We start from the raw sequence: 20453 nt of genomic DNA, 5'->3' as shown, positions 1-20453 counted from the left end.
GTCTCGATTCAAGCTACTAGGTCCGGAGTTCAGCGTTCGTAGCCCTTGCGCATATCGTCGACGATGCGTGGCCGGTCGAGGGTCGAGGGCTCCAACTCCCGCCTCGGGCGATCGCGCGGAAACACCGATGCCGACGCCAGCGTCGGCTCGTCGAGGAACCGTAATTCCGGCACATCAGCGGGCAGACGAAGGCCGGGTGGAGTGGATCCTGCTTGCGCGAGCACATATCCCCAGTCACCGAAGCTCGGCACGAAGACGTGGTAGGGCGAGACACTCAGCCCGACAGCCGATACCGTCGACACCGTTCGCCAATACGCATCCGGTGTCGAGTACGGACTGCCGGACTGGACGACCATCAACCCGCCCGGATTCATCGCGGCAGCGGCAAGTCCGTAGAACTCCACGGAATACAACCTGCCCAGTGCAGGCGTGTCAGGATCCGGTAGGTCGACGATGACCGCGTCGAAACCCGGTTCCGGGCTTTCTCGTAACCACCGGAACGCGTCGTCGAGAACGACGTTCACCCGCGGATCCTCGAGGGCTCCCTCGTTCAGATCGCGAAGACGGGTGTTGGCCAATTCGATCACGGCCGGATCGAGTTCGACCTGGACGATCTGCTCGACGCTGTTCATCCGCAGCACTTCCCGTGCAGCGAGGCCGTCACCGCCGCCCAGAATCAGCACCCGCCGCGGATCGTTCACCAGTGCCGGATACACCAGCGACTCGGTATAGCGATGCTCGTCGACACTGGAGAACTGCAGGTCTCCGTCGAGGAACAAGCGCACGTCGTTTCCCCGCTCGGTGACGACGATTTCCTGGTACACCGACCGCTCGGCGGCCACCACCGGATCGGTGTACAGACGCTGCCTCGACGTGGTCTCGATGTCCGAGGCCGCGATCAGCAGCCATCCGATCAAGCTCGCCGCCAACAGCATTGCGACGACGGCGATCGATCGTGCTCGCAGGCTGAGCTGCCACCGGAGAAGGATCAACGCGACAACTGCCGCGGCCACGAGGTTGATCATGCCGGTGAGTGCGGCGCCGCGAATCATGCCCGCCCACGGCAGCAGTACGAACGGCCACAGCAGGCCACCGATCAACGCGCCGAGGTAGTCGGCGGCATTGAGGTTTGCCAGCACTTTTCCAGTGCTCTGCGCGTCGTTGTCGCTCCGACCAGATTGCAAGAGCGTCATCAGCAGAGGCACTTCGGCACCGACGAGGATGCCGATCAGCGCCGTTGCGGCCACCAGAACTGCTGCGCTGGAACCGAAGAAGGTGAAGGTCACGTACAGAGTGACGGCGCTGAATCCGCCGATCAGGCCGAGCAGTATCTCGACCGTCACGAACGAAACGGCAGCGTGTCCCAGCAGAGGTTTGGCGGCCAGCGCTCCGATACCCAGAGCCGCAACAAATCCCGCGACGATCAACGACGTCTGGGTGATGCCGCCGCCGGTCAGACTCACGCTCAGCGTCAACAGCGCCAGCTCGTAAATCAGGCCGCACGCCGCGCACGCGGCAACAGCCGCAAGGAGAAGCACACGTGCACGCGGGCCGAGCATCGTCGAACGCTCGTCAACCCTCACATCGGGATCAGCGGCAACCATCAGGTGAGCGCTGCGGCATTCACCAAACCGATGGACAGCAAGCTCACACCCACAGCCCACGCGGCGCCACACATCTTCGGATCCTGCACCAGTGCAACCAGCTTGCCGGGAAGGAATGCGTTCATCAAACGCAGCGCGATCGCTTGCAACACGATCGCGAACAGTCCGTACACCGCGGAGTCGGCGAGCCCCTGAGCAAAGCCGTCCGAACTGGTCAGGATTGCCGTCACCACGATGATCGCCAGCGCAAGATGGTTGGAAGCCAACAGAATCGCGGCATTCGGGTTCTTGTCGACGTACACCTGATGGCGGAGATTTCCGGGTGTCATGAGGTCGAGGACAAGGAAACCCGTGGCCAGGACCGCTACGCCGACGGCGAAATAGGCGAGGGTGCCGAGAACGCCACCGACGAGCAATGCCGGATCCACCGTCCCGATCTCGACGGAAGTGGATGCAAAGATGTTCGTCACGCCGTTCTCCTTCTCATTGAGCATTACCGTCATTTGGCACTACCCGAGCCGCCGCTGCCGCTGCTTCCACCCGCTGGGGATCCCGGGTTGAAACCCGGACCCAGATACGCGTATCCGCCGCTGCGATACGTGCCGTCGATGTCCTCTACTTTGATGGTGCTGCCACCGCCCGAAGCTGAACTGACAGTGACGATGTCGTCGTCGTAGCGCAGGTATTCGTTGCCGCCGTCAGCACTTCGCGCCGCCGGTTCGTCAGCGTCGACGATTCGCGACACCGTCGTACCTACTGGATCGTTCGACGAGTACAAAACGACGTCACCGTTCTGGGACGACTCTGAATAGTTGTCCGCGATGAAGTCCTTGGCTCCGCCACCGCACGCGGACAACGCAATTGCGGCCGCCACCATCACGGGCGGCAACCATGTCCGTCCCCTCACGGTTGCCACCTGCTACGTGTCTTCACGATCACTCCTGTCCCCTCCCCTGGGTACAAATGCCAACTCTGCCAACTCCACCCCTGTCGGTCTCGAACGCCACACAACGCGGTCAATGCCGTCTCGTCACCGGGAAACGATCCGCAGATCCAGCCGTCCTGACCGGCGGATTCTCTCAACGACGCAGCTTCCGAATCGAATTCGACTCGGTCCAGGACCGTGGAGGAAGACTCGAACCGGTAGTTTGCCGTGGACTCCATTGCGGGCAACGGTTCACCGCCGGCCGCAAGAGCATCACACGAAACCTGTTCGGTCAGCTTCGTTCCCGACACCCAGGCCGTCACCACGTGCGACGCCCCGAGCACCCCCAGCGTCAACGTCGCATCGGCAGTTTCGATCACCAACTCGGCGAGGGTCGGCGGCGCGGGAGCTCCCAGTACCAACCCCAGTGCAGCGGCGTCCACGTCGGTCGGTTCCACGTCGAGTAGATACAGACTCATTCCGGTGGGCCGGAGTGGATGACGGTGAGTTCGCTGCGCGTGACCGCTCGTCCCGTGGAAACCTCCCACGACTGTCCACGCGCCCACTTCTCGAATGCGATCAGGCCGGTCTTGTCGGCGGTTGCGTAGTCCGCGTATTCCATCGAACCGGCAGGGGCTGTACCCGTCGTACCCTCGGCAGTGAACTTCGCCGTTCCACTTTCGATCTTGCGGTGAACCTTGTCGTCGAGAATGACGTCGCCGTTCGGGACCAGGTTGGTTCCTTCTCGACGCATCCAGAGAGTCATCTCCAGTTCACCCTCGTCGTCCTCGACCGTCAGCCAGCGGCGACCGGTCGACCCGTCGAGAAGGTGCTCACGCCAGATGTACCCCTCTTCGTCGAGCGTGATGGTCCCTCGAACAACGTGGTCGATACCCGCGTACGTGATGATGTCGCCGACCCCGATCTTGTGGGGGTCGTACACCTCGGGATAGTCGGCGAGCGGGTCGACGCGGGCATTCGGCTTGCCCTGGCGTCCACGCAGGACCACAAACGCGACGGCAGCGATCACCACGAGTATCAGGACAACTATCAGCACGTTGGTCAACGGTTTCTCCGAAATCGTCTCGGCAGGGTTGCCGCGGGCCATACCCTACCGATCCGTTCTCAGCCTTTTCGGATGAGACTGCCGGCAATCCGGCCTGTCGCCGGCCCGGCAGGTCTCCAGCACCGCGGGCAGATCGAAAGACTGCCCCGGCGCACCTTTGCGTTTACGCTCAGCCCGAGGAACTCCGCGCGAAAGAAAGCCGGTCGACTGACGATGAGCAAGAACACGGAGCCGTCTGCCCGCACCGTCATGCACACACCACGATTCTGGTTGACACCATTGATAGTGGTCACCCTCTTGATGTCCGCGCTGGCAGCGCTGTACATGGGCGGGATACTCGACCCCAAGAAACATCTGGACCAGTTCCCGATCGCCCTGGTCAACCAAGACGAAGGTGACACCCTCCCGGGCGGTGATCCCACCGATCGCAAGAATTTCGGAAACGACATAGTCGCCGGCCTCGAAAGCGGAATCGACCACCAGAAGATCGACCTGCAGCAGATCGGCATCGCCGAAGCACAATCACGGCTGAACTCCGGCACGCTGTACGGGGCGATCGTGATTCCCAGTGATTTCACGAAAAGGACGATCATCCTGGCGGAGGCGAGCGTCGTCGCCGGTGATGTAGAACAACCGATCATCACGATCTACACCAATCCTCGAGCCGGTTCCGTCTCCGCATCTCTGGTCCAATCGATCGGTACTACAGCGCTCGCATCGGTCAACAAGAACATGGGCGAGCAGCTCACCACCCTTGTCACCGCGCAGTTGGAGACGGGAGGCACCGGAACCCAGATCTCCGGAGCGAGCCGCCTGCTGCTCGAGAATCCGGTGAATGTACTCACCGTGGCTCACGATCCGCTTCCCGACGGCACCGGATTCGGTTTGGTTGCATTCTATTTCGCGCTGCTGTTGGTACTTGCCGGGTTCACCGGAGCAACCGTCGTCAATTCCTTGGTGGACGGCATGCTCGGTTATGCGCCCACGGAATTCGGTCCACTCTTCGTTCAGAACGATGTGGTGGGTATCAACAGGTTTCGGACGCTGCTAGTGAAATGGGCGTTCATGATCGTGCTGTCCGGGATAGTCTCCGCGTTGTTCCAATGGATCAGTCGTGCCCTCGGTATGCCGGTCACTCACGGGCTTGCGTTGTGGGAGTACGGGGCGTTGGTCATCACAGCGGTCGGCATCACGGCAATGTCGGTGATGGCCGCGTTCGGCTCGTTGGGCATGTTGATCAACCTGTTCGTCTTCGTCATTCTCGCGCTGCCCTCGTCCGGCGGCACCATCCCCCTCGAAGCCAGCCCCAGGTTGTATGCCTGGCTGGCCCAGTTCGAGCCGATGCACCAGATTTACATGGGCACACGGTCGATCCTGTTCTTCGGTGCGCGCGGTGAGGCCGGCCTGCTGCATGCCATCTGGATGACGTTGGTGGGTCTCCTGATCGGCGTCGTACTCGGCATCGTGACCACCCGTTTCTACGACCGCAAGGGCTACGAACGCACCCATCGCCCCAAGGTGGCGTGACATGGTACCCAGCAGGTATTTGATCGAAACCTGTTGAGCCGATTCATTTCGATTGCGCGTTTCGGGAATCTTCGAGCCCCCTCCGCACGTTGTACAACTATGGCTAATTACAAAACAGTCAATCCCGCGACAGGTGAAACCGTCAGGGAATTCGATACTTTGGATGACGCCGGAGTTGAAGCCGCACTTGCGAACACGCATCGCGGCTACTTGACCTGGCGCAACAGTGCGCCTCAGCAGCGTTCGGCAGTCCTGAGCAAGACCGCCGAACTGTACACAGAGCGCGCAGACGAACTGGCTCGAATGATCTCGTTGGAGATGGGTAAGCCGGTCCGCGAGGCCAAGGGCGAAGTGCAGCTCTCGGCCGCGATCTATCAGTGGTACGCAGATCACGGTCCCGCACTGCTCGAGGAAGAACGACTCGACGTTCCCGGGGCCGAGGAGTCGGTTGTGTACCGGCGACCGATCGGCGCTCTCATCGGCGTCATGCCGTGGAACTTCCCGTACTACCAAGTCGCCCGCTTCGCAGCACCGAATCTGATGCTCGGCAACACGATCATTCTCAAGCACGCATCCAACTGTCCGCAGTCGGCGCTGCTGATGGAAGAGATTCTGCGACAAGCCGGATTGCCGGACGACGCCTACGTCAACGTCTTCGCGACCAATGAGCAGATCGCGGACATGATCGCCGATCCCCGAGTTCAAGGTGTGTCACTGACCGGCAGCGAACGCGCCGGAACCAGCGTCGCCGAAACTGCCGGACGCAATCTCAAGAAGGTCGTCCTCGAACTCGGCGGATCAGACGTGTTCATCGTCCTCGATTCCGACGACATGGATGCCACCGTCAAGTCCGCAACCAAGGCACGTCTGTCCAATGCCGGCCAGGCCTGCAACGCGGCCAAGCGTTTCATCGTCACCGAAGATTTCTACGACGACTTCACCAACAAGTTGGCGACGTCCTTCGAATCCGTCACTGCCGGTGACCCGTTGGACGAATCCACAGTCTTAGGTCCGCTCTCTTCGCAGAGCGCGGCAGATACTCTGATCGAGCAGATCGACGACGCTGTGTCCAAGGGCGCCACACTGCTGACCGGGGGAAAGAAGATCGACGGCCCGGGCGCCTACGTTCAACCGACATTGCTCGCAGACGTGACACCGGACATGCGGGCCTACAGCGAAGAACTGTTCGGACCTGCCGGCGTCGTCTACAAGGTCAAGTCGGCCACCGAGGCTGTGGAACTTGCCAATTCGTCGGTCTACGGACTGAGCGGATCCGTCTGGAGCAGCGATCTCGATTCCGCGCGGTCGGTAGCTGCCGATCTCGACGTGGGAATGGCGTTTGTCAACGAGCACGGAACGACGTTGCCCGGCCTGCCCTTCGGTGGAGTCAAGCGCTCCGGAGTTGGCCGCGAACTCGGCCCGTGGGGAATGGACGAGTTCGTCAACAAGAAGCTGATCCGCGTCTCCAAGAAGTAACTCGGCGCAGAAGTAGTTCGACGCGAAGGAAGGCCCTGACCTCGATGGAGGTCGGGGCCTTTCCTCATAACCCACGAACCAGCGTGAGGGTCCGCTGCCTGATCACTTGCTTGCTGGAGTTGCGGTCTGACGAGAGAGACTCCAACCGAACCGAGACGCAAGGAGAGCCACGAGCCAGCCCAACAAGGCACCCGCGAACGGAGTGGCGACGGCGGTGTAGATCGCCTCGTAGGAAACACCGACCGACACGGTGGAGCCTCCGACAAAGGCGAAATCGGTCCGGTAGGCGAGGGTCGCCCACTCGACCAGAACGGAGACAACAACAATCAGGAACCCCGATACGAAACCGAAGCCGGCCAGAAGAACATGAAGTGCGCGCATCCGATCAGTGTGCCTGTAACGCCCACCCAGATGAAACCGACCTGCTGGTATGACACTTTCACGAATTGCTCGCACTACCGCGATCGCCGCCGCCCTCTGCGCGAGCGCCGCTATCTGTTCCGCGACGTCAGCGTCCGCGGAGGTCGTCGACGTCACGATCATTCCCGGCCTCAGCAGCGGCCCGACAACGCCGTACGGAGCCGGCTGCACGTATCTGGTGGTAGCCAGGACAGCGGAGTTGGTGGAGCCGAACGTTTCGATAGTCGACATGAACCGGGCGTCGACCATGTTCCCGCAGGAATTGATCTGGGACACCGTCAATCCCTACTTCACCTTGCCGGTTGTACTCGGCCACGCCGTCACGCTGTGGACTCCGACTGCACCGGGCGAACACTCTCTGATGGCCTACCAGACGTCCGCGGGCGGGCCGGTCGCAACGGTCAACGTCAATCCGGCCACCCCGATCGGGCCGGGGTGCATCGTCGCGCCCTGAACCACCGTCCGTCAGCTCTCCAAGAAGTCGACGAGCACCCGGTTCAGTTCATCGGCGGGAACCATCGGAATACTGTGGTGTGAAGCATCTTCCAACACCTCGACGCGCGCTGCGGGAACACGCTCACGTACTACCTTGGCCACTGTTGCCGCATCATGCACGCGCCCGTCCCGCGCGAGGACCACCAACAACTCGACATCCAGAGCGCTCGTGTCCTGCTCCGAAGGACGTTGAGGCACTACCAGATTGGGTCGTGGTAGATCCGAAGTGCCCAATTCCGCAAGTGAGAGCCAGTCGGAGTCGATGCTCAGCTCGCCTGTCTCCCACTCCAACAGTCGCCGTCGGCGTGCTCGCGAGGGCTTGAGCAACAACGGAAGTGCACGCAGAAGGTAGCCCGCCTTCATGCCGGAGAAACTCGAATTGGGGTCGAGCAGAACAAGTTTCCCGACACGATTCGGTCGATGCATCGCAAAGGCCAACGCAATCATCGCGCCGTAGGAATGTCCGATCACATCGACGGTGTCAGCGCCGGTGCAATCGACTATCGAGTCCATCCACTCGATCAGATCGTCGACGGACTTCATTCGATCACCATTCGGAATGCTGAGTCCGGCATCACCCAGGGTGTCGACGGCAAGAACACGCCGGGATTTCGACAGCGCCCCAACGTTGTCGAACCACACCGTCGAGGTGGCGCCTCCCCCGGACAGAAGGATCAACGGCCGCGAGTCTTCACGTCCACAGACGTTCACATGCGTGCTGCCGAACCGCCCCGCGAGATCCACACCCAGCGGTTTCTGCGGCCATTTGGTCAGTACGGCGTCGTATGCGCGATTGAAGTTCATCCCCACCCCCATTTCTCTCGATTATCGAGATAGTAGACAATCGAGAGACGACACACCAGGGCTGGGAGATATCCATGAGCGTCGGCGACACAGAAGACGAAGCGATGGCGATCGTGCACTCGCTTCGCGCGCTGACCGTCGACTTGAACGTGGCGGTTTCCGGATTTGCGTCCAAAAACACGATGCACTCCACCGACGTGCGCGCGCTGATCTGCCTTCTCGACGCCGAGCGCTCGAACACACCGGCGACGCCAGGCTGGCTCGGCGCGCAACTGGGCATCAACTCGGCGTCGGTGACCGCGCTCGTCGACCGGATGGTCAAAGCGGGCCACGTAGCTCGGGAACGCGATTCGGCGGACCGACGGCGAGTGATCTTGCAGGTCACACCAGCGGCGGTCACACTCGGCGAGAGCTTCTTCGGCCCACTCATTTCACGGGCAGTGAGCACCATCGGCAATTACACGGCCACCGAGCGAGCCACCATCGCGAGTTTCATCGTGGCGATGCGAGCGGATGTGGAGCGGGCTCGCATCGATAGGGAGCCCTCCCGGTGACTTGCATACTTCCTGCCGGAGAACGTGCGTTTCTCGTCGACCTCGATTCCGAAGCCGACGTGCTCACGTTCACCGAAGCTCTGACGCGAAGCACCCCGGTCGGGGTCGAAGACTTCCTCCCCGCAGCGCGCACCGTTCTGGTCACCTGTAGCCCGACGGCAGATCTCACATACGTCCGGCAGTGCTTGAACTATCTGGAGCAGTCCAAGTCCGCTGCGATCGCGGACGCGCATTCCGAGACCGACCTTCTCACCATCTCCGTCAGGTACGACGGGCCCGACCTCGACGACGTCGCACGGTCACTCGGAATGACCCGATCCGAGGTGGTTACGGCTCATACCGGCGCGATGTGGCGTTGCGCCTTCATCGGATTCGCACCCGGCTTCGCCTACCTGACTTCAGGCGACACTCGGCTCGACGTACCGCGTCGAACTCAATCACGAACCGCTGTGCCTGCCGGTTCCGTCGCCCTGGCCGCTGGATACAGCGCGGTCTACCCGCGGGCATCACCGGGTGGCTGGCAGATCATCGGAAGCACCGACGCCGTGATGTGGGACCTGAACGCCACACCACCGGCTACCGTTCAGCCCGGAAGACGCGTGCGCTTCGTGGACGAGAATCAACGATGAATGGTCTGGAGATACTCGAAATCGGGCCGCTGAGCCTGATCCAGGACCTCGGACGGATCGGGCATCTTCGCTCGGGTGTCGGGGTTTCCGGAGCGGCAGACAGGCGATCGCTCAAACTCGGCAATCGACTCGTCGGCAACGACGAGGGCGCGGCCGGTATCGAGGTCCTCCTGGGTGGGCTGAGCATGCGGGCGCGCCAAGCGACAACGATCGCGTTCACCGGAGCGCAGGCACAGGCCTACCGCGACGGCATTCCGGTCGGGCATTCGAGTGTGATCTCTGTGCGGGCTGGTCAGACCGTCCGCCTGGACTACGCACCGAGCGGGCTGCGGACGTATCTGACCGTCCGAGGCGGCATTGTGGTTCCCGAGATCCTGGGATCGCGCAGCACCGACACGATGTCCGGGATCGGTCCGGCTCCTCTCGAGCCTGGCGTTGTTCTCCCGATCGGGCCTTCGCCGACCACGTTCTCACCCGTCGACCTCGCGCCGGTGCCGCCGATGACAAACGAGACTCTCGACATTCGAGTCCTATTCGGTCCGCGTGCAGATCGATTCACCAACCCCGAAACACTCGTCCAGGGCCGATGGGCGGTTTCGACCGACTCTGACCGAATCGGGGCACGCCTCGATCGCGTCGGCGCCGACGAACTGCTTCGACGCACCGATGACACCGAACTGCCCACCGAAGGCGTGGCACTCGGATCGATCCAGGTCCCACCCAGCGGCCAACCTGTCGTGTTCCTCGCCGACCACCCCATCACCGGCGGTTATCCGGTGGTCGGAGTGGTCGCGGACGCAGATATCGACCGGCTCGGCCAAGCCCGCCCGGGTCAGCACATCCGGTTCGTCGGCGCCTGAGCAGCGCCGAGCGTTCTCGTGTCGGACCTTGCCGTCACACTGATGGTGTGCGAGTTGTCCTGGTTCCCGGTAGTACGACGTCCACGGGAGCTGTGACGGCGACTGTCCTACGGACCGATCCCGGTGGAACGCCGCTCGCTGATCCCGTCGAATACCCCGACCTGATCGCAGCGGTGCGCACCATCGAGGAAGCCGAGCACCCGCGGTGGGTGTGGCCGAGTACGGCGACCGTGTACCCACCGCTACTGCGGGCAGGCGTACGGGTTCAGCGGTGCCACGACATCTCCCTGACTCGCGCGATCCTCGGAATGCGCGTCGGCAAACCGTCACCACCTGCCGACGAGTTCGACGACGACCGCCTCGGTCTCTTCGACACCGCCCCCGTTCTCGATCCCCTCGCCGTCGCCACCGAATTCGCCGAGCAGCGCGCAACCGTCGGCGCGGACGCTCGACTGGACTTGTTGATCGCAGCAGAATCGGCCGGCGCTCTCAGCGCCGCCGAAATGACGCACACGGGCCTTCCGTTCTCGACGCAGAAGCATCGCGAACTCCTCGAAGAACGGCTGGGGCCGCGGCCGACGGGATACGACCTCCCCGCTCGTATGCAGGAACTTGCCGCACAGATCAGTGAGGTATTCGGGCGCACCGTCAATCCTTCGTCGTCGGTGGAGATCACCGAGGCGTTCGGGCGTCAGGGCATCGAACTGCCGTCGACGCGCAAGTGGTTTCTGCAGGAAATCGATCATCCGGCTGTGCCGCTACTCCTTCGTCACCGCGAACTCGCCAAGCTGTACAGCACCAACGGTTGGCAGTGGATGGACAGTTGGGTGCGGGGAGATCGATTCCGTCCGATCTACGTTCCCGGTGGTGTCGTGTCCGGCAGGTGGGCGAGCCGAGGCGGCGGGGCCCTCCAGATTCCGAAGACCATGCGCTCGAGCGTCGTCGCCGATCCGGGCCACCTGTTCGTCGTCGCCGACGCCGGTCAGCTCGAGCCCCGAATTCTGGCTGCCATGTCCGGCGACCGCCGCATGATGGCCGCCGCCGGGGACGACGACCTGTACGCACTTGTCGGTGCCGAAGCCTTCGGCGGTGATCGCGCAAAAGCCAAGGTCGCAATCCTCGGAGTCCTGTACGGGGCGACGGCGGGTGAAGCCAAAGCACTACTCATCTTGTTGCGGAAGCGATTCCCGGTCGCCGTCGAGTACGTCGAGCAAGCTGCGAAGGCAGGCGAGCGCGGCGAGGTGGTTCGGTCACTGCTCGGCCGGGCTTGTCCCCCACCGTCTCCCGACTTCTACTCGCACGGCGACGCTCATGCCCGCGGTCGTTTCACGCGGAACTTCGTCGTGCAGGCCACCGCGTCCGAGTGGGCGCTGTGCCTCCTGGCCGACCTCAGGCGACGCCTCGCCGAAGATCCGGACGGCGAATTGGTCTTCTTCCAGCACGACGAAGTGGTCGTGCATACCCGCAACCCCGAAACCGGTACCGCGCACGTGCTGGCCGCAGCTGCTTCGGCAACTCGATTGCTGTTCGGCGACACAGTGGTCCGTTTCCCCATGGACGTCGCAGCCCGCGAGACATACGGCAAAGGCACTTCGTAGCGTCGTCAATTCCACTCCAAGTGGTTCCACCGCGCCCGTATTGCGTGTTCTACTGGAAAACGTTGCTTTGTTGGTGCTGGTCGACTGCGTTCGAGGAGAACCATGACCAAGCTGGATACAACTGACGCAGAACGGAACGAGCACGGAGCGGTCAAACGCCGTCGCCTGCCGATCTTCACCGTGATCGCCCTTGCGATCTTCGCCTTCGTCGCAGGCGGTTTCGGTGGTTCGTTCCAAGGCAAACTCGCCGAGGTACAAAAGAACGACAACGCCTCATACCTCCCGAGTTCCGCCGAATCGACGATCGTCAGCAACCAATCCGCGAACTTCCTGGCAGTCGAGACAATCCCTGGTTTTGTTCTGTTCCATCGAGATTCGGCCCTCACCGAGGCAGACAAGTCTGCAATCAACTCGGCGTACGACGCCATTTCCGGCGTCTCCGGAGTAGATGCCGACGGTATGCAGCCCACCCAGTACTCCGCCGACGGCACAACTGCGTCGATCTTCGTGCCACTCGTCGCCAAGGACGGCGACACCGCCGTGGCAGGCGATGTTCTGGCGACCACCGAACAGAACGTCATCGACGCCGCGAAGCAGGCTGCCGGGGATGTCGAGGTACTGCCCGCCGGACCAGGTGGGCTACTCGTTGCCTTCATCGACGCCTTCGCCGGTCTGGACGGAGCACTGCTGGGTGCGGCACTTCTGGTCGTGATTCTCATCCTGCTTGTCGTGTACCGGTCGCCTGTCCTGTGGTTCTTTCCGCTGTTCTCCGCACTTCTCGCAATCGGCTTGTCCTCGATGGTGATCTACTTCCTCGCGAAGGCCGAAGTACTCACGTTGACCGGCCAATCCCAAGGCATCCTCTTTGTCCTGGTGATCGGTGCCGGTACCGACTACGCCCTACTCTTGATTTCTCGCTATCGCGAAGAACTGCACACGTATCCCAACCGCTTCGACGCGATGATCAAGGCCTGGCGCGAGTCTGCGCCGGCCATCACGGCTTCGGCTGTCACCGTAATTCTCGGTCTGCTGTGTCTGACGTTCTCTCAACTCAACTCCAACAAGAGCCTCGGACCCGTCGCCGCCATCGGCATCGCCTGCACCTACCTGGTGATGATGACGTTCATGCCTGTCGCTCTGGCCGCCACCGGACGGTGGGTCTTCTGGCCGCGCAAGCCCAAGGTCGATCACGCCGCAGACCTTACGACGCACGGGATGTGGGGCAAGATCGCCGAGGCCGTCGGCAGCAAGGACCGTCCACTGTGGATCGGCGCCACTGCCTTGTTGATCATCCTGTTCGCAGCCGGGATCGGCAGTCTCAAAACCGATGGCCTGACGTCCACCGAAAGCTTCACCAACCGCCCCGACGCCGTTGTCGGACAAGAACTCTACGACTCGAAGTTCGATCCCGGAGCCGGCGCACCGGCCGTGATCACCACAAACGCCGACCAGGCCGACGCCGTCATCAAGGCAGCCAGCGGAGTCGAAGGTATCTCGCAGGATCCGGGCGCCGTCTGCACGCAGGTGGACGTCGCGAAGGTCAGCGAGCTGATCAAGACCAACCCCGCTGCCGTCGCACAAGCCGCTGCTGCGGGTTGCGCCCCTGCAGCTTTCACCGTTGCACCGATCGACGGCCGAACCATGATCAACGCAACCCTCGCCGACTCCTACGATTCACCGCAGGCACTCGACACCGTCAAGCGACTGCGAACGGCGGTGCACGACGTGCCCGGCGCCGACGCACTTGTCGGCGGCAGCACGGCCACCACCCTCGACGTCCAGGCCGCCTCGGTCCGCGACAGAAACCTGATCATCCCGATCGTGCTGGTGGTGATCTTCCTGGTCCTGGCCGCTTTGCTTCGCGCTCTGCTGATCCCGGTGATTCTCATTGTCACCGTGGTGCTTTCCTTCGCGGCGACACTCGGCGTGAGCGGATTCTTCTTCACCCACGTATTCGGGTTCGCCGGGGCGGATCAATCGTTCCCGCTGTTCGCCTTCGTGTTCCTGGTCGCTTTGGGTATCGACTACAACATCTTCCTGATGACCCGAGTGCGGGAGGAGACGGGAGAATTCGGCACCCGCTCAGGTGTTCTGCGCGGCCTTGCCGTGACGGGCGGTGTGATCACCTCAGCCGGAATCGTCTTGGCCGCAACATTTGCCGTACTGGGCATCCTGCCACTGGTCTTCCTCGCCGAGATCGGATTTGCCGTGGCCTTCGGCGTGCTGCTCGATACGATCATCGTGCGCAGCGTCCTGGTTCCGGCGCTCTCGCACGACATCGGGAAACGCATCTGGTGGCCGTCCGAACTGGCCCGCGCAAAAGACTGATCGACTACAGAAACGCTTCTTTTGTCCACAGGTGAAAGAGTGCGTAGGCACGCCAGGGCCGCCAGCGCTCCGACAACGCTGCTGCCTCTTTGCCTGACGAAACCCCCAGCGCACGTTTCAACACCAGATCATCGGGTACAAATGCGTCGCGATCACCAAGAATTCGAACGGTGAGATAGTCAGCGGTCCACGGTCCGATTCCCGGTAGCGCCAACAACTCTTGTCGAAATTGGACGGGATCCGCATCCCAGGTGAGTTCGAGGCCGTCCGCTGCGGCAGTTGCCAACGTGTGCACCGTTTTTGCGCGCGCCGTGGTCAATCCGACGGCTTTCTGAATGTTCTCCGGCGATTGCGCTGCAACCGCGCCCGGATCAGGGAAGGCAAGAAACTCACCTCCAACCGACTCCCCGAATGCGCCGACAAAGCGTCCACCGAACGTCCTCGCCGCGCCGAGCGAAACTTGTTGTCCCAGAACAGTGAGCACCGCGGTCTCGAACCCGTCCACCGAGCCGAGTACCCGCAATCCCGGACGGGCCGCCACGAGTGGGGCCAACAACTCGTCACTGCCGAACGCTGCCTCCACAGCGGTGTGATCGGCGTCGAGGTCGAGCCAACGACGCACGGTCGCCTCGAGTACCTCGGAATCCGATTCCGGTGCAGCAGCATCCACCACCACGTAGTCATCACTCCACGACACCGACACGACTGCCGGGCCGGAAGGCAACGGTATGACCCTGGTGTGAACACCGTCGTCGTGACGCTCCAAGCCGGCGATACAGTGAGCCCGCAATGCGCCAGTGAGCGGTTCGACCGCATACGGTTTCTGAAAGTACAGCTTCACCTCGCTCACCGGCTCGATTCCAGATCCAGCAGAATCGCTTTCAATTCGGGGCCACCCGCGTACTGCCCGAGGCTGCCGTCGCTGCGCACCACCCGGTGGCACGGGACCACCAACGGCAACGGATTCTTGGCACACGCCGTCCCTACGGCACGCACGGCACGTGGACTACCCGACGCTGCTGCGACCACCGAATAGCTTGCGGTGTGGCCGTATTCGATTTCGGGGAGATGGCGCAACACTTCGCGTCGGAACCCCTTCGCGAGTTGAAAATCCAAGTTCAGATCGAATTCCCTACGCGCACCGGCAAAGTACTCGTCCAGCTCCCGAGCGACGTTGTCGAGCCTCCGCGGATAATGAAGCACTCGGGGGCTGACAGTGTCGGACAATCGTTCCAAAACCCGATCGTGCCCTTCGACGGCAAAAGCAACCCGCACCAAACCCACGTCGGTCGCCGCCAGCAGTAGCTTTCCAACAGGTGAATCGACGGTTCGGTACGCCACGTCGATCAATTCGGCTTCGGAGGCCTCCGTGGCCAGGCGCGCGCGAAGCCGGGTCAGAGCGTCGGCGTCAACGGCTGGAAGTGCCTCGAACACTTTGGCGTCGGTATTCATGAGTGACTCCCTTCCGCAGCGGCGGCGGACAAGTAGGTTCTTCGTAAGGTGGCGATACCGTCGGCACCCGCACGTCTGGCGGCTGCCGGAGTATTACCGAGGATGTCCGCGATCTCGGCGTACGGCAGCCCACCCAGAAAGTGATAGGCAACTGCCGCACGTTGTTTGAGTGGTAGTTGTTCGAGTGCGTCCCACAGTTCGTGATCCCATGTGCCCGGTACGCCGATTCGCGTCGGCAATTCCGGAACGTCGTCTGTCGGAACGGCCACGCGGGCACGCACTCGGGTGATGTCGATAGCCTTGCGGTGCGCGATGGTCACCAGCCAGGCTTCGATGTTCGCGTCCGGGTTCAGATCCGGATAGGCCCGCATCGCTGCGATGAACGTCTCGGACCACGCGTCCTCGGCGTCGACGGGACCGACGACCGCACGGCAGACCCGAAGGACCACAGCACCGTATTCGGTCACGACGTCTTCGAACGGTTTCAGTGTCACGATCGGTAGACGTTCCCGATCACCGAATTGTGAGTCGAGCGCATCAGAAGAGGACATCCGATTCGCCGCCGTGCTCTCGATCGAGGAGGAAGCGCTTGCGTTCGAGGCCGCCGGCAAAACCGGTCAGGCTTCCGTCGCTTCCGACCACACGATGGCATGGAACGATGATGCTGATCGGATTCTTACCGTTTGCCGCAGCGGCAGCGCGGATGGCAAGTGGGTTACCCAAAGTTTGCGCGAGCTCCATGTAGGTCCAGGTTTCGCCGTACGGGATCGTTCGCAAGACGTCCCACACTCGCTTTTGGAACTCTGTACCCACGGGCGCCAGCGGCACGGAGAACTCCGTGCGATCACCCTCGAAGTACTCCGTGAGCTGCGATTCGACTTCACCGAAGACCGCCGGGGAACGATCACCGAATGTGGACTCGTCCGGCTTGTGACGATGCTCCGCCATGTACAGCCCGCAGAGGTTCTCACCTGCCGCTACCAGCGTCAACGCCCCGATCGGCGAGTCGATCACGGTATGCGTCCGGATTGCCGTCATGTCTCGATCCTTCCAGGTTGCGCGGTGCAGCAGGCAGCGGGTGAATTGATTGTCCGCGCTGGCACCGACACCTCGAAGACGCCGCGCGCCTCGTGAATGTGAGATTTACCTGTACTTTGACGTCACATCAGGCAGTATCGAGGGATGGCTCTAGTTTTGCCCGGAAGCTCCACCGTCGTCCGCTCCGTCGGCGACGTGGTGCACTGGTCCCTGTCCACGGTCGCTTTTGCGGTCACCCTGCCCACTCGACTCGAGGCGCTCCTCTTCTCCGTCGAGAGGTTGGTGGCACGCATCAACCAGATCGCCGACAACGCCGACCGCGTCGTCATCGGGGCCGCCGCCGTGACCGTTCGAGCGGAGACGTTGGTCGAAGCAGTCGAGCAGACCTCGGACATCGCGGGACAGCTCCTCGAGATCTACGAGCCCATTGCCCTGCAGCTCGCGCCGCTGGCCGCAAGGTTCGCCGACGACCTTTCCGAGGCGGAGGTCAGCGCCGCGATCAAACTGATCGACCAACTGCCGGAGCTTACCGACCGGGTGACCGCGGTGCTGCCCATCCTCGGAACCCTGGACTCCGTCTCGCCCGAGATCCACGAACTCCTGGGAGTGGTCAAGGACCTGCGGCAGGCGATCGTCGGAGTTCCCGGCTTTCACTTCTTCCGCAAGCGAGGCGAAGCCAAGCTCGATTGATTTTTCAGGCCGAGTAACCGTTGGTTCCGGCCCGCGTCATGACTACCTTCGGAACTACTGCTCGAGACGAGAGTTTGAGCAGACCGTCCACCAACTCGACGATGTCGTCGACCTTGATCATTTTGTCGGGTGTGATCCGATCGTGCGTCCACGCCGACATGTCCGTGTCGACGTAGCCGGGAGCGATGGCCGTCGCACTGACGCCGTTTCCGGATTCCTCGGCGTTGAGAGCCTCCACCATCGAAATCAGTGCAGCTTTGGTGGCTCCGTACACCGCCAGACCGCTCTCGGCATACACGCCGGCCATCGAGGCGAGGGCGATCACCTTTGCTCCGCCGGCGAGGTCCGCGTCCGCCGCATTGCGCAGGAGCGGCAGCGATGCTTGCAGGAGCGCGAACGGCGTCCGGAGATTGACGGCGACGGTCTTGTCGAAACGTCGCATGGGGTAGTCGGCTACTCGCCCACTGGTTCCCACTCCGGCGTTGAGGACGAGTGCCCGCATGGAGCCGAATCGCTCGCCGTGTGTGGCAACGAGTGCCGCGGCGAAGTTCTCGTCCGCCATGTCGCCGGCCGAGACTACGACGTCCGGCGACCCGGCACGCGTAAGTTCTTCAGCGACCACGGCGAGTCGTTCGGCGTCGCGTGCGGTGATGGTCAGCCCGTACCCTTGCGAGGCCAGTCGGGTTGCGATGCCGAGCCCGATTCCCTTGGAGGCACCGGTGACCAGTGCTGATCGACTCATTCGAATTTCCCTTGGAGTGCGTTGAGGCCGGCCGAGATCAGTTCCGGCACAGAAGATCCAGCCTTGTCGAAACCCCCGCCGACGGTGGCGCCTGCCCGGAATCGGTGATCGATACCTTGCGCCACGACGGCGAGTTTGAAGAACCCGAGCGCCATGTAGAAGTTCCAGTGCGCCAGTTCTCGACCTGACACGGTCGAATACCTTTGCGCCAGATCGACAACGGAGGGTAGCGACGGACTGGTCCATGCAGCAGGCTCACCCAGAACCAGATCCAGCGCGGGGTGCCGGTAGACGCACATCATCGCGATGTCGGCCAGCGGGTCTCCCAGCGTCGACAGTTCCCAGTCCACCACTGCGGCAACCTTGGTGACGTCGTTCGCTTCGAGAATCGTGTTGTCGATTCGGTAGTCACCGTGCACGATCGACGAAGCGGATTCTGCCGGAATCATGTCCGCGAGGCTCGACGCCAATCTGTCCACGTCTGCCGAGTCCTCGGTCTTGACGCGTGACCATTGACCGGCCCACAGCTTCACCTGACGGGCCACGTAGCCCTCGGGTCGGCCGAGTTCGCCGAGACCCACTGCGTTGTAGTCGACGTCGTGCAGGGCGGCCAGAACGCGCACCAACTCGTCAGTGCACTGCGTGACCTGTTCTGCCGGAACCGCTTCCAGTTCGGATTTGGTCCGGATCACTTGGCCGGTGACGAATTCGACCACCGTGAACGACGCACCCATCACCGAGGCGTCCTCGCACAGCGCGACGGTCGGAGCGACCGGTACGGCAGTGTTCTGCAACGCCGAGGTGATTCGGAACTCGCGCGCGACGTCATGCGCCGACGGAGTGAGACCGGCAGTGGGTGGACGACGCAGAATCCACTTCGAGTTGTCGTCGAAGATTCCGTACGTGAGGTTGGATTTGCCGCCCGAGATCAGTTCGGCTCGCAACTCCCCGCTGACAGCGACGCCGGAGGCTTGCAGGTATTTGTGCAGCGCCGCCAGATCGAGTCCTGGAAAGTCCGTCACTTCGTCTCCTCCCGCGCAGCCCGCTTCGCAGCTCCGACAACACGTTTCGCAATGGCCCAGCGATGAACCTCGGACGGGCCGTCGTAGACGCGGAAGGGACGCACTTCGCGGGACAACCGCGCCAGCGGCAGATCGCCGGACACGCCCATCCCGCCACACATCTGAATGGAGCGGTCGACGATCCGGAAGATCGCCTCGGCCGCATAGGTCTTGGCGATGGACGTCGCGTTGCTTGCATGCCCGCCCTGATCGAGTTCGAAGCAGGCCTGCACAAGAAGTGCGCGGCTGGCTGCGATGTCGATCTCGTTGTCGGCGACCATCTTCTGGATCATGCCGAGATCACCGAGTTTCGAGCCGAAGCCTTCGCGTTCGGCAACCCTGGCCACGGCAACGTCGTGGCCGCGGCGCGCCGCACCGAGCCAGCGCATCACGTGCGTCATCCGGGCGGGGCCTAGGCGAACCTGCGCGTAGGCGAAACCCTGATCGACCTCGCCGAGAACTGCCTCGTCGGGAACGAAGAGATCCTCGAACGTGACCTCGCAGTGCCCGCCGATCATGGCCTTGTCGAGGGTGTCGATGTGTCGACCCACGTGAAGGCCTGCAGTGTCCGTCGGCGCCAGGAACATTGTCGCTCCGCCGCGTTGCCCCGGCTCGCCGGAGGTGCGCGCCATGATGATGAAGAATCCGGCACCGTCGGCGCCGGTGATGAACCACTTCTTACCGTTGATCTTCCAGCCGCCGGGAACCTTCTCCGCGCGGGTGTTCAAGGCCGAGGGATCGGATCCGGCTCCGGGCGCGGGTTCGGTCATGGCGAATGCCGACCGCATGTCCCCGCTTGCGAGCGGCGCGAGGAACTGCTGCTTCTGCGCTTCGTTCGCGACGTGGGCAAGCATGTGAACATTGCCCTCGTCCGGCGCAGCGATGTTGAGCGCCGTCGGCCCGAAGAGCGAGTAGCCGGCTTCTTCGAAGACCGGCGCGCGATCACTCATGTTGAGCCCGTGACCGCCGTACTCGATCGGCGCATGGGGAGCGAAGACACCGGCTTCTTTTGCCGCAGCCTGCATCTCGATGCGAATGGCATCGCCACCCGCGCCCGCGATGTCACCGGCATGTTCGTCTTCGATGGGGAGCACTACGTTGCGAGTGAAGTCGCGCGTCTTCTCGATCAGCGCCACCACCTCGGGCGCGTACGTCAGATCGATTGCCACCAGCCACCTCCGAAA

Annotated in this window: 23 protein-coding genes; 9 read left to right on the top strand and 14 right to left on the bottom strand. The window is 62.6% G+C overall.

The annotated features are described in order from the left end of the window. Nucleotides 1-29 precede the first annotated feature (29 nt). From ACFQ6Y_RS03150 to ACFQ6Y_RS03130, 5 genes are read right to left on the bottom strand one after another with little or no spacing between them, the layout of a single operon-like run. Nucleotides 30-1604, bottom strand: coding sequence for a polyamine aminopropyltransferase (locus tag ACFQ6Y_RS03150; RefSeq protein WP_378628869.1), 1575 nt, complete (start codon nt 1602-1604; stop codon nt 30-32). Then, entirely contained in the window at nt 1604-2107 is a 504-nt protein-coding gene (locus tag ACFQ6Y_RS03145) for a DUF350 domain-containing protein (RefSeq protein ID WP_269068308.1), read from the bottom strand. Before ACFQ6Y_RS03145 ends, ACFQ6Y_RS03150 begins: the two co-directional genes overlap by 1 nt. Further along, nucleotides 2104-2481, bottom strand: a complete 378-nt coding sequence (locus tag ACFQ6Y_RS03140) for a DUF4247 domain-containing protein (protein ID WP_378629789.1) — start codon at nt 2479-2481, stop codon at nt 2104-2106. The genes ACFQ6Y_RS03145 and ACFQ6Y_RS03140 overlap by 4 nt, the downstream gene beginning before the upstream one ends. Before the next feature lie 26 nt (nt 2482-2507). Beyond that, a complete protein-coding gene (locus ACFQ6Y_RS03135; RefSeq protein ID WP_378628867.1) occupies nt 2508-3008 on the bottom strand; it encodes a DUF2617 family protein in 501 nt (166 codons plus the stop codon). Further along, nucleotides 3005-3637, bottom strand: coding sequence for a DUF4178 domain-containing protein (locus ACFQ6Y_RS03130; protein ID WP_230815187.1), 633 nt, complete (start codon nt 3635-3637; stop codon nt 3005-3007). Before ACFQ6Y_RS03130 ends, ACFQ6Y_RS03135 begins: the two co-directional genes overlap by 4 nt. A gap of 171 nt (nt 3638-3808) precedes the next feature. Here ACFQ6Y_RS03130 and ACFQ6Y_RS03125 point away from each other — a divergent pair, with 171 nt between their 5' ends. Both ACFQ6Y_RS03125 and ACFQ6Y_RS03120 read left to right on the top strand, forming a co-directional pair. Then, entirely contained in the window at nt 3809-5122 is a 1314-nt protein-coding gene (locus tag ACFQ6Y_RS03125; protein WP_378628864.1) for a YhgE/Pip domain-containing protein, read from the top strand. 99 nt (nt 5123-5221) lie between these two features. After that, nucleotides 5222-6598: an NAD-dependent succinate-semialdehyde dehydrogenase gene (locus tag ACFQ6Y_RS03120; protein WP_378628862.1), complete on the top strand. Its 1377-nt coding sequence runs from the start codon at nt 5222-5224 to the stop codon at nt 6596-6598. Nucleotides 6599-6700: 102 nt separating this feature from the next. Here the strand turns inward: ACFQ6Y_RS03120 and ACFQ6Y_RS03115 are convergent, their stop codons facing one another. Then, nucleotides 6701-6979, bottom strand: coding sequence for a hypothetical protein (locus ACFQ6Y_RS03115; RefSeq protein ID WP_378531334.1), 279 nt, complete (start codon nt 6977-6979; stop codon nt 6701-6703). Nucleotides 6980-7028: 49 nt separating this feature from the next. Between ACFQ6Y_RS03115 and ACFQ6Y_RS03110 the strand changes: the two genes are divergently transcribed. Then, nucleotides 7029-7472, top strand: coding sequence for a hypothetical protein (locus ACFQ6Y_RS03110; RefSeq protein WP_378628857.1), 444 nt, complete (start codon nt 7029-7031; stop codon nt 7470-7472). An 11-nt stretch (nt 7473-7483) separates the two neighbouring features. On the opposite strand, the gene ACFQ6Y_RS03105 is transcribed toward ACFQ6Y_RS03110, so the two are convergent. Next, complete coding sequence (locus tag ACFQ6Y_RS03105; RefSeq protein ID WP_378628853.1) at nt 7484-8317, bottom strand: alpha/beta fold hydrolase; 834 nt, start codon at nt 8315-8317, stop codon at nt 7484-7486. A gap of 74 nt (nt 8318-8391) precedes the next feature. Here ACFQ6Y_RS03105 and ACFQ6Y_RS03100 point away from each other — a divergent pair, with 74 nt between their 5' ends. The 5 genes from ACFQ6Y_RS03100 to ACFQ6Y_RS03080 all read left to right on the top strand — a co-directional run bounded on the left by ACFQ6Y_RS03100 (nt 8392) and on the right by ACFQ6Y_RS03080 (nt 14286). Then, nucleotides 8392-8871: a MarR family winged helix-turn-helix transcriptional regulator gene (locus tag ACFQ6Y_RS03100; RefSeq protein WP_378531328.1), complete on the top strand. Its 480-nt coding sequence runs from the start codon at nt 8392-8394 to the stop codon at nt 8869-8871. Then, nucleotides 8868-9500, top strand: coding sequence for an allophanate hydrolase subunit 1 (locus ACFQ6Y_RS03095; protein WP_378628850.1), 633 nt, complete (start codon nt 8868-8870; stop codon nt 9498-9500). The genes ACFQ6Y_RS03100 and ACFQ6Y_RS03095 overlap by 4 nt, the downstream gene beginning before the upstream one ends. Next, complete coding sequence (locus ACFQ6Y_RS03090; RefSeq protein ID WP_378628845.1) at nt 9497-10360, top strand: biotin-dependent carboxyltransferase family protein; 864 nt, start codon at nt 9497-9499, stop codon at nt 10358-10360. The genes ACFQ6Y_RS03095 and ACFQ6Y_RS03090 overlap by 4 nt, the downstream gene beginning before the upstream one ends. Nucleotides 10361-10407: 47 nt before the next feature. Further along, nucleotides 10408-11958 (top strand): bifunctional 3'-5' exonuclease/DNA polymerase, encoded by a 1551-nt coding sequence (locus tag ACFQ6Y_RS03085; protein WP_378531322.1) that lies wholly within the window; start codon nt 10408-10410, stop codon nt 11956-11958. A gap of 102 nt (nt 11959-12060) precedes the next feature. Then, nucleotides 12061-14286 carry an MMPL family transporter gene (locus ACFQ6Y_RS03080; protein ID WP_378628841.1) on the top strand — a complete coding sequence of 742 codons (2226 nt, stop codon included), beginning with the start codon at nt 12061-12063 and terminating at the stop codon, nt 14284-14286. A 4-nt stretch (nt 14287-14290) separates the two neighbouring features. Here the strand turns inward: ACFQ6Y_RS03080 and ACFQ6Y_RS03075 are convergent, their stop codons facing one another. From ACFQ6Y_RS03075 to ACFQ6Y_RS03060, 4 genes are read right to left on the bottom strand one after another with little or no spacing between them, the layout of a single operon-like run. Continuing rightward, the gene (locus ACFQ6Y_RS03075; RefSeq protein WP_378628837.1) at nt 14291-15136 is read right to left on the bottom strand and encodes a DNA-3-methyladenine glycosylase family protein; all 846 of its coding nucleotides are present in this window, start codon (nt 15134-15136) and stop codon (nt 14291-14293) included. Then, nucleotides 15133-15738 (bottom strand): methylated-DNA--[protein]-cysteine S-methyltransferase, encoded by a 606-nt coding sequence (locus ACFQ6Y_RS03070; RefSeq protein ID WP_378628835.1) that lies wholly within the window; start codon nt 15736-15738, stop codon nt 15133-15135. The genes ACFQ6Y_RS03075 and ACFQ6Y_RS03070 overlap by 4 nt, the downstream gene beginning before the upstream one ends. Next, nucleotides 15735-16289, bottom strand: a complete 555-nt coding sequence (locus ACFQ6Y_RS03065) for an RNA polymerase sigma factor (RefSeq protein ID WP_378628832.1) — start codon at nt 16287-16289, stop codon at nt 15735-15737. Before ACFQ6Y_RS03065 ends, ACFQ6Y_RS03070 begins: the two co-directional genes overlap by 4 nt. After that, nucleotides 16276-16776, bottom strand: coding sequence for a methylated-DNA--[protein]-cysteine S-methyltransferase (locus tag ACFQ6Y_RS03060; protein ID WP_378446906.1), 501 nt, complete (start codon nt 16774-16776; stop codon nt 16276-16278). The genes ACFQ6Y_RS03065 and ACFQ6Y_RS03060 overlap by 14 nt, the downstream gene beginning before the upstream one ends. Nucleotides 16777-16920: 144 nt before the next feature. Here ACFQ6Y_RS03060 and ACFQ6Y_RS03055 point away from each other — a divergent pair, with 144 nt between their 5' ends. After that, the gene (locus ACFQ6Y_RS03055) at nt 16921-17466 is read left to right on the top strand and encodes a hypothetical protein (protein WP_019745442.1); all 546 of its coding nucleotides are present in this window, start codon (nt 16921-16923) and stop codon (nt 17464-17466) included. Nucleotides 17467-17470: 4 nt separating this feature from the next. Here the strand turns inward: ACFQ6Y_RS03055 and ACFQ6Y_RS03050 are convergent, their stop codons facing one another. The 3 genes from ACFQ6Y_RS03050 to ACFQ6Y_RS03040 are packed head-to-tail and all read right to left on the bottom strand — an operon-like array spanning nt 17471 to nt 20438. Next, nucleotides 17471-18208 (bottom strand): SDR family NAD(P)-dependent oxidoreductase, encoded by a 738-nt coding sequence (locus ACFQ6Y_RS03050; RefSeq protein ID WP_378628828.1) that lies wholly within the window; start codon nt 18206-18208, stop codon nt 17471-17473. Beyond that, nucleotides 18205-19230 (bottom strand): phosphotransferase family protein, encoded by a 1026-nt coding sequence (locus tag ACFQ6Y_RS03045; protein ID WP_378628823.1) that lies wholly within the window; start codon nt 19228-19230, stop codon nt 18205-18207. The genes ACFQ6Y_RS03050 and ACFQ6Y_RS03045 overlap by 4 nt, the downstream gene beginning before the upstream one ends. Further along, complete coding sequence (locus ACFQ6Y_RS03040) at nt 19227-20438, bottom strand: acyl-CoA dehydrogenase family protein (protein WP_378628819.1); 1212 nt, start codon at nt 20436-20438, stop codon at nt 19227-19229. Before ACFQ6Y_RS03040 ends, ACFQ6Y_RS03045 begins: the two co-directional genes overlap by 4 nt. Nucleotides 20439-20453 lie beyond the last annotated feature (15 nt).

Source organism: Rhodococcus sp. NPDC056516 (genome assembly GCF_042794655.1).
Lineage (GTDB): Bacteria > Actinomycetota > Actinomycetes > Mycobacteriales > Mycobacteriaceae > Rhodococcus_F.
Note: the sequence above shows the minus strand (reverse complement) of the source record. Positions and strands in the feature narration are given on the sequence as shown.

Coding starts and splice junctions, on each gene's coding strand:
- ACFQ6Y_RS03150 (WP_378628869.1), bottom strand. CDS start 1,604: ATGGTTGCCGCTGATCCCGATGTGAGGGTTGACGAGCGTTCGACGATG.
- ACFQ6Y_RS03145 (WP_269068308.1), bottom strand. CDS start 2,107: ATGACGGTAATGCTCAATGAGAAGGAGAACGGCGTGACGAACATCTTT.
- ACFQ6Y_RS03140 (WP_378629789.1), bottom strand. CDS start 2,481: ATGGTGGCGGCCGCAATTGCGTTGTCCGCGTGCGGTGGCGGAGCCAAG.
- ACFQ6Y_RS03135 (WP_378628867.1), bottom strand. CDS start 3,008: ATGAGTCTGTATCTACTCGACGTGGAACCGACCGACGTGGACGCCGCT.
- ACFQ6Y_RS03130 (WP_230815187.1), bottom strand. CDS start 3,637: ATGGCCCGCGGCAACCCTGCCGAGACGATTTCGGAGAAACCGTTGACC.
- ACFQ6Y_RS03125 (WP_378628864.1), top strand. CDS start 3,809: ATGAGCAAGAACACGGAGCCGTCTGCCCGCACCGTCATGCACACACCA.
- ACFQ6Y_RS03120 (WP_378628862.1), top strand. CDS start 5,222: ATGGCTAATTACAAAACAGTCAATCCCGCGACAGGTGAAACCGTCAGG.
- ACFQ6Y_RS03115 (WP_378531334.1), bottom strand. CDS start 6,979: ATGCGCGCACTTCATGTTCTTCTGGCCGGCTTCGGTTTCGTATCGGGG.
- ACFQ6Y_RS03110 (WP_378628857.1), top strand. CDS start 7,029: ATGACACTTTCACGAATTGCTCGCACTACCGCGATCGCCGCCGCCCTC.
- ACFQ6Y_RS03105 (WP_378628853.1), bottom strand. CDS start 8,317: ATGAACTTCAATCGCGCATACGACGCCGTACTGACCAAATGGCCGCAG.
- ACFQ6Y_RS03100 (WP_378531328.1), top strand. CDS start 8,392: ATGAGCGTCGGCGACACAGAAGACGAAGCGATGGCGATCGTGCACTCG.
- ACFQ6Y_RS03090 (WP_378628845.1), top strand. CDS start 9,497: ATGAATGGTCTGGAGATACTCGAAATCGGGCCGCTGAGCCTGATCCAG.
- ACFQ6Y_RS03080 (WP_378628841.1), top strand. CDS start 12,061: ATGACCAAGCTGGATACAACTGACGCAGAACGGAACGAGCACGGAGCG.
- ACFQ6Y_RS03070 (WP_378628835.1), bottom strand. CDS start 15,738: ATGAATACCGACGCCAAAGTGTTCGAGGCACTTCCAGCCGTTGACGCC.
- ACFQ6Y_RS03065 (WP_378628832.1), bottom strand. CDS start 16,289: ATGTCCTCTTCTGATGCGCTCGACTCACAATTCGGTGATCGGGAACGT.
- ACFQ6Y_RS03060 (WP_378446906.1), bottom strand. CDS start 16,776: ATGACGGCAATCCGGACGCATACCGTGATCGACTCGCCGATCGGGGCG.
- ACFQ6Y_RS03055 (WP_019745442.1), top strand. CDS start 16,921: ATGGCTCTAGTTTTGCCCGGAAGCTCCACCGTCGTCCGCTCCGTCGGC.
- ACFQ6Y_RS03050 (WP_378628828.1), bottom strand. CDS start 18,208: ATGAGTCGATCAGCACTGGTCACCGGTGCCTCCAAGGGAATCGGGCTC.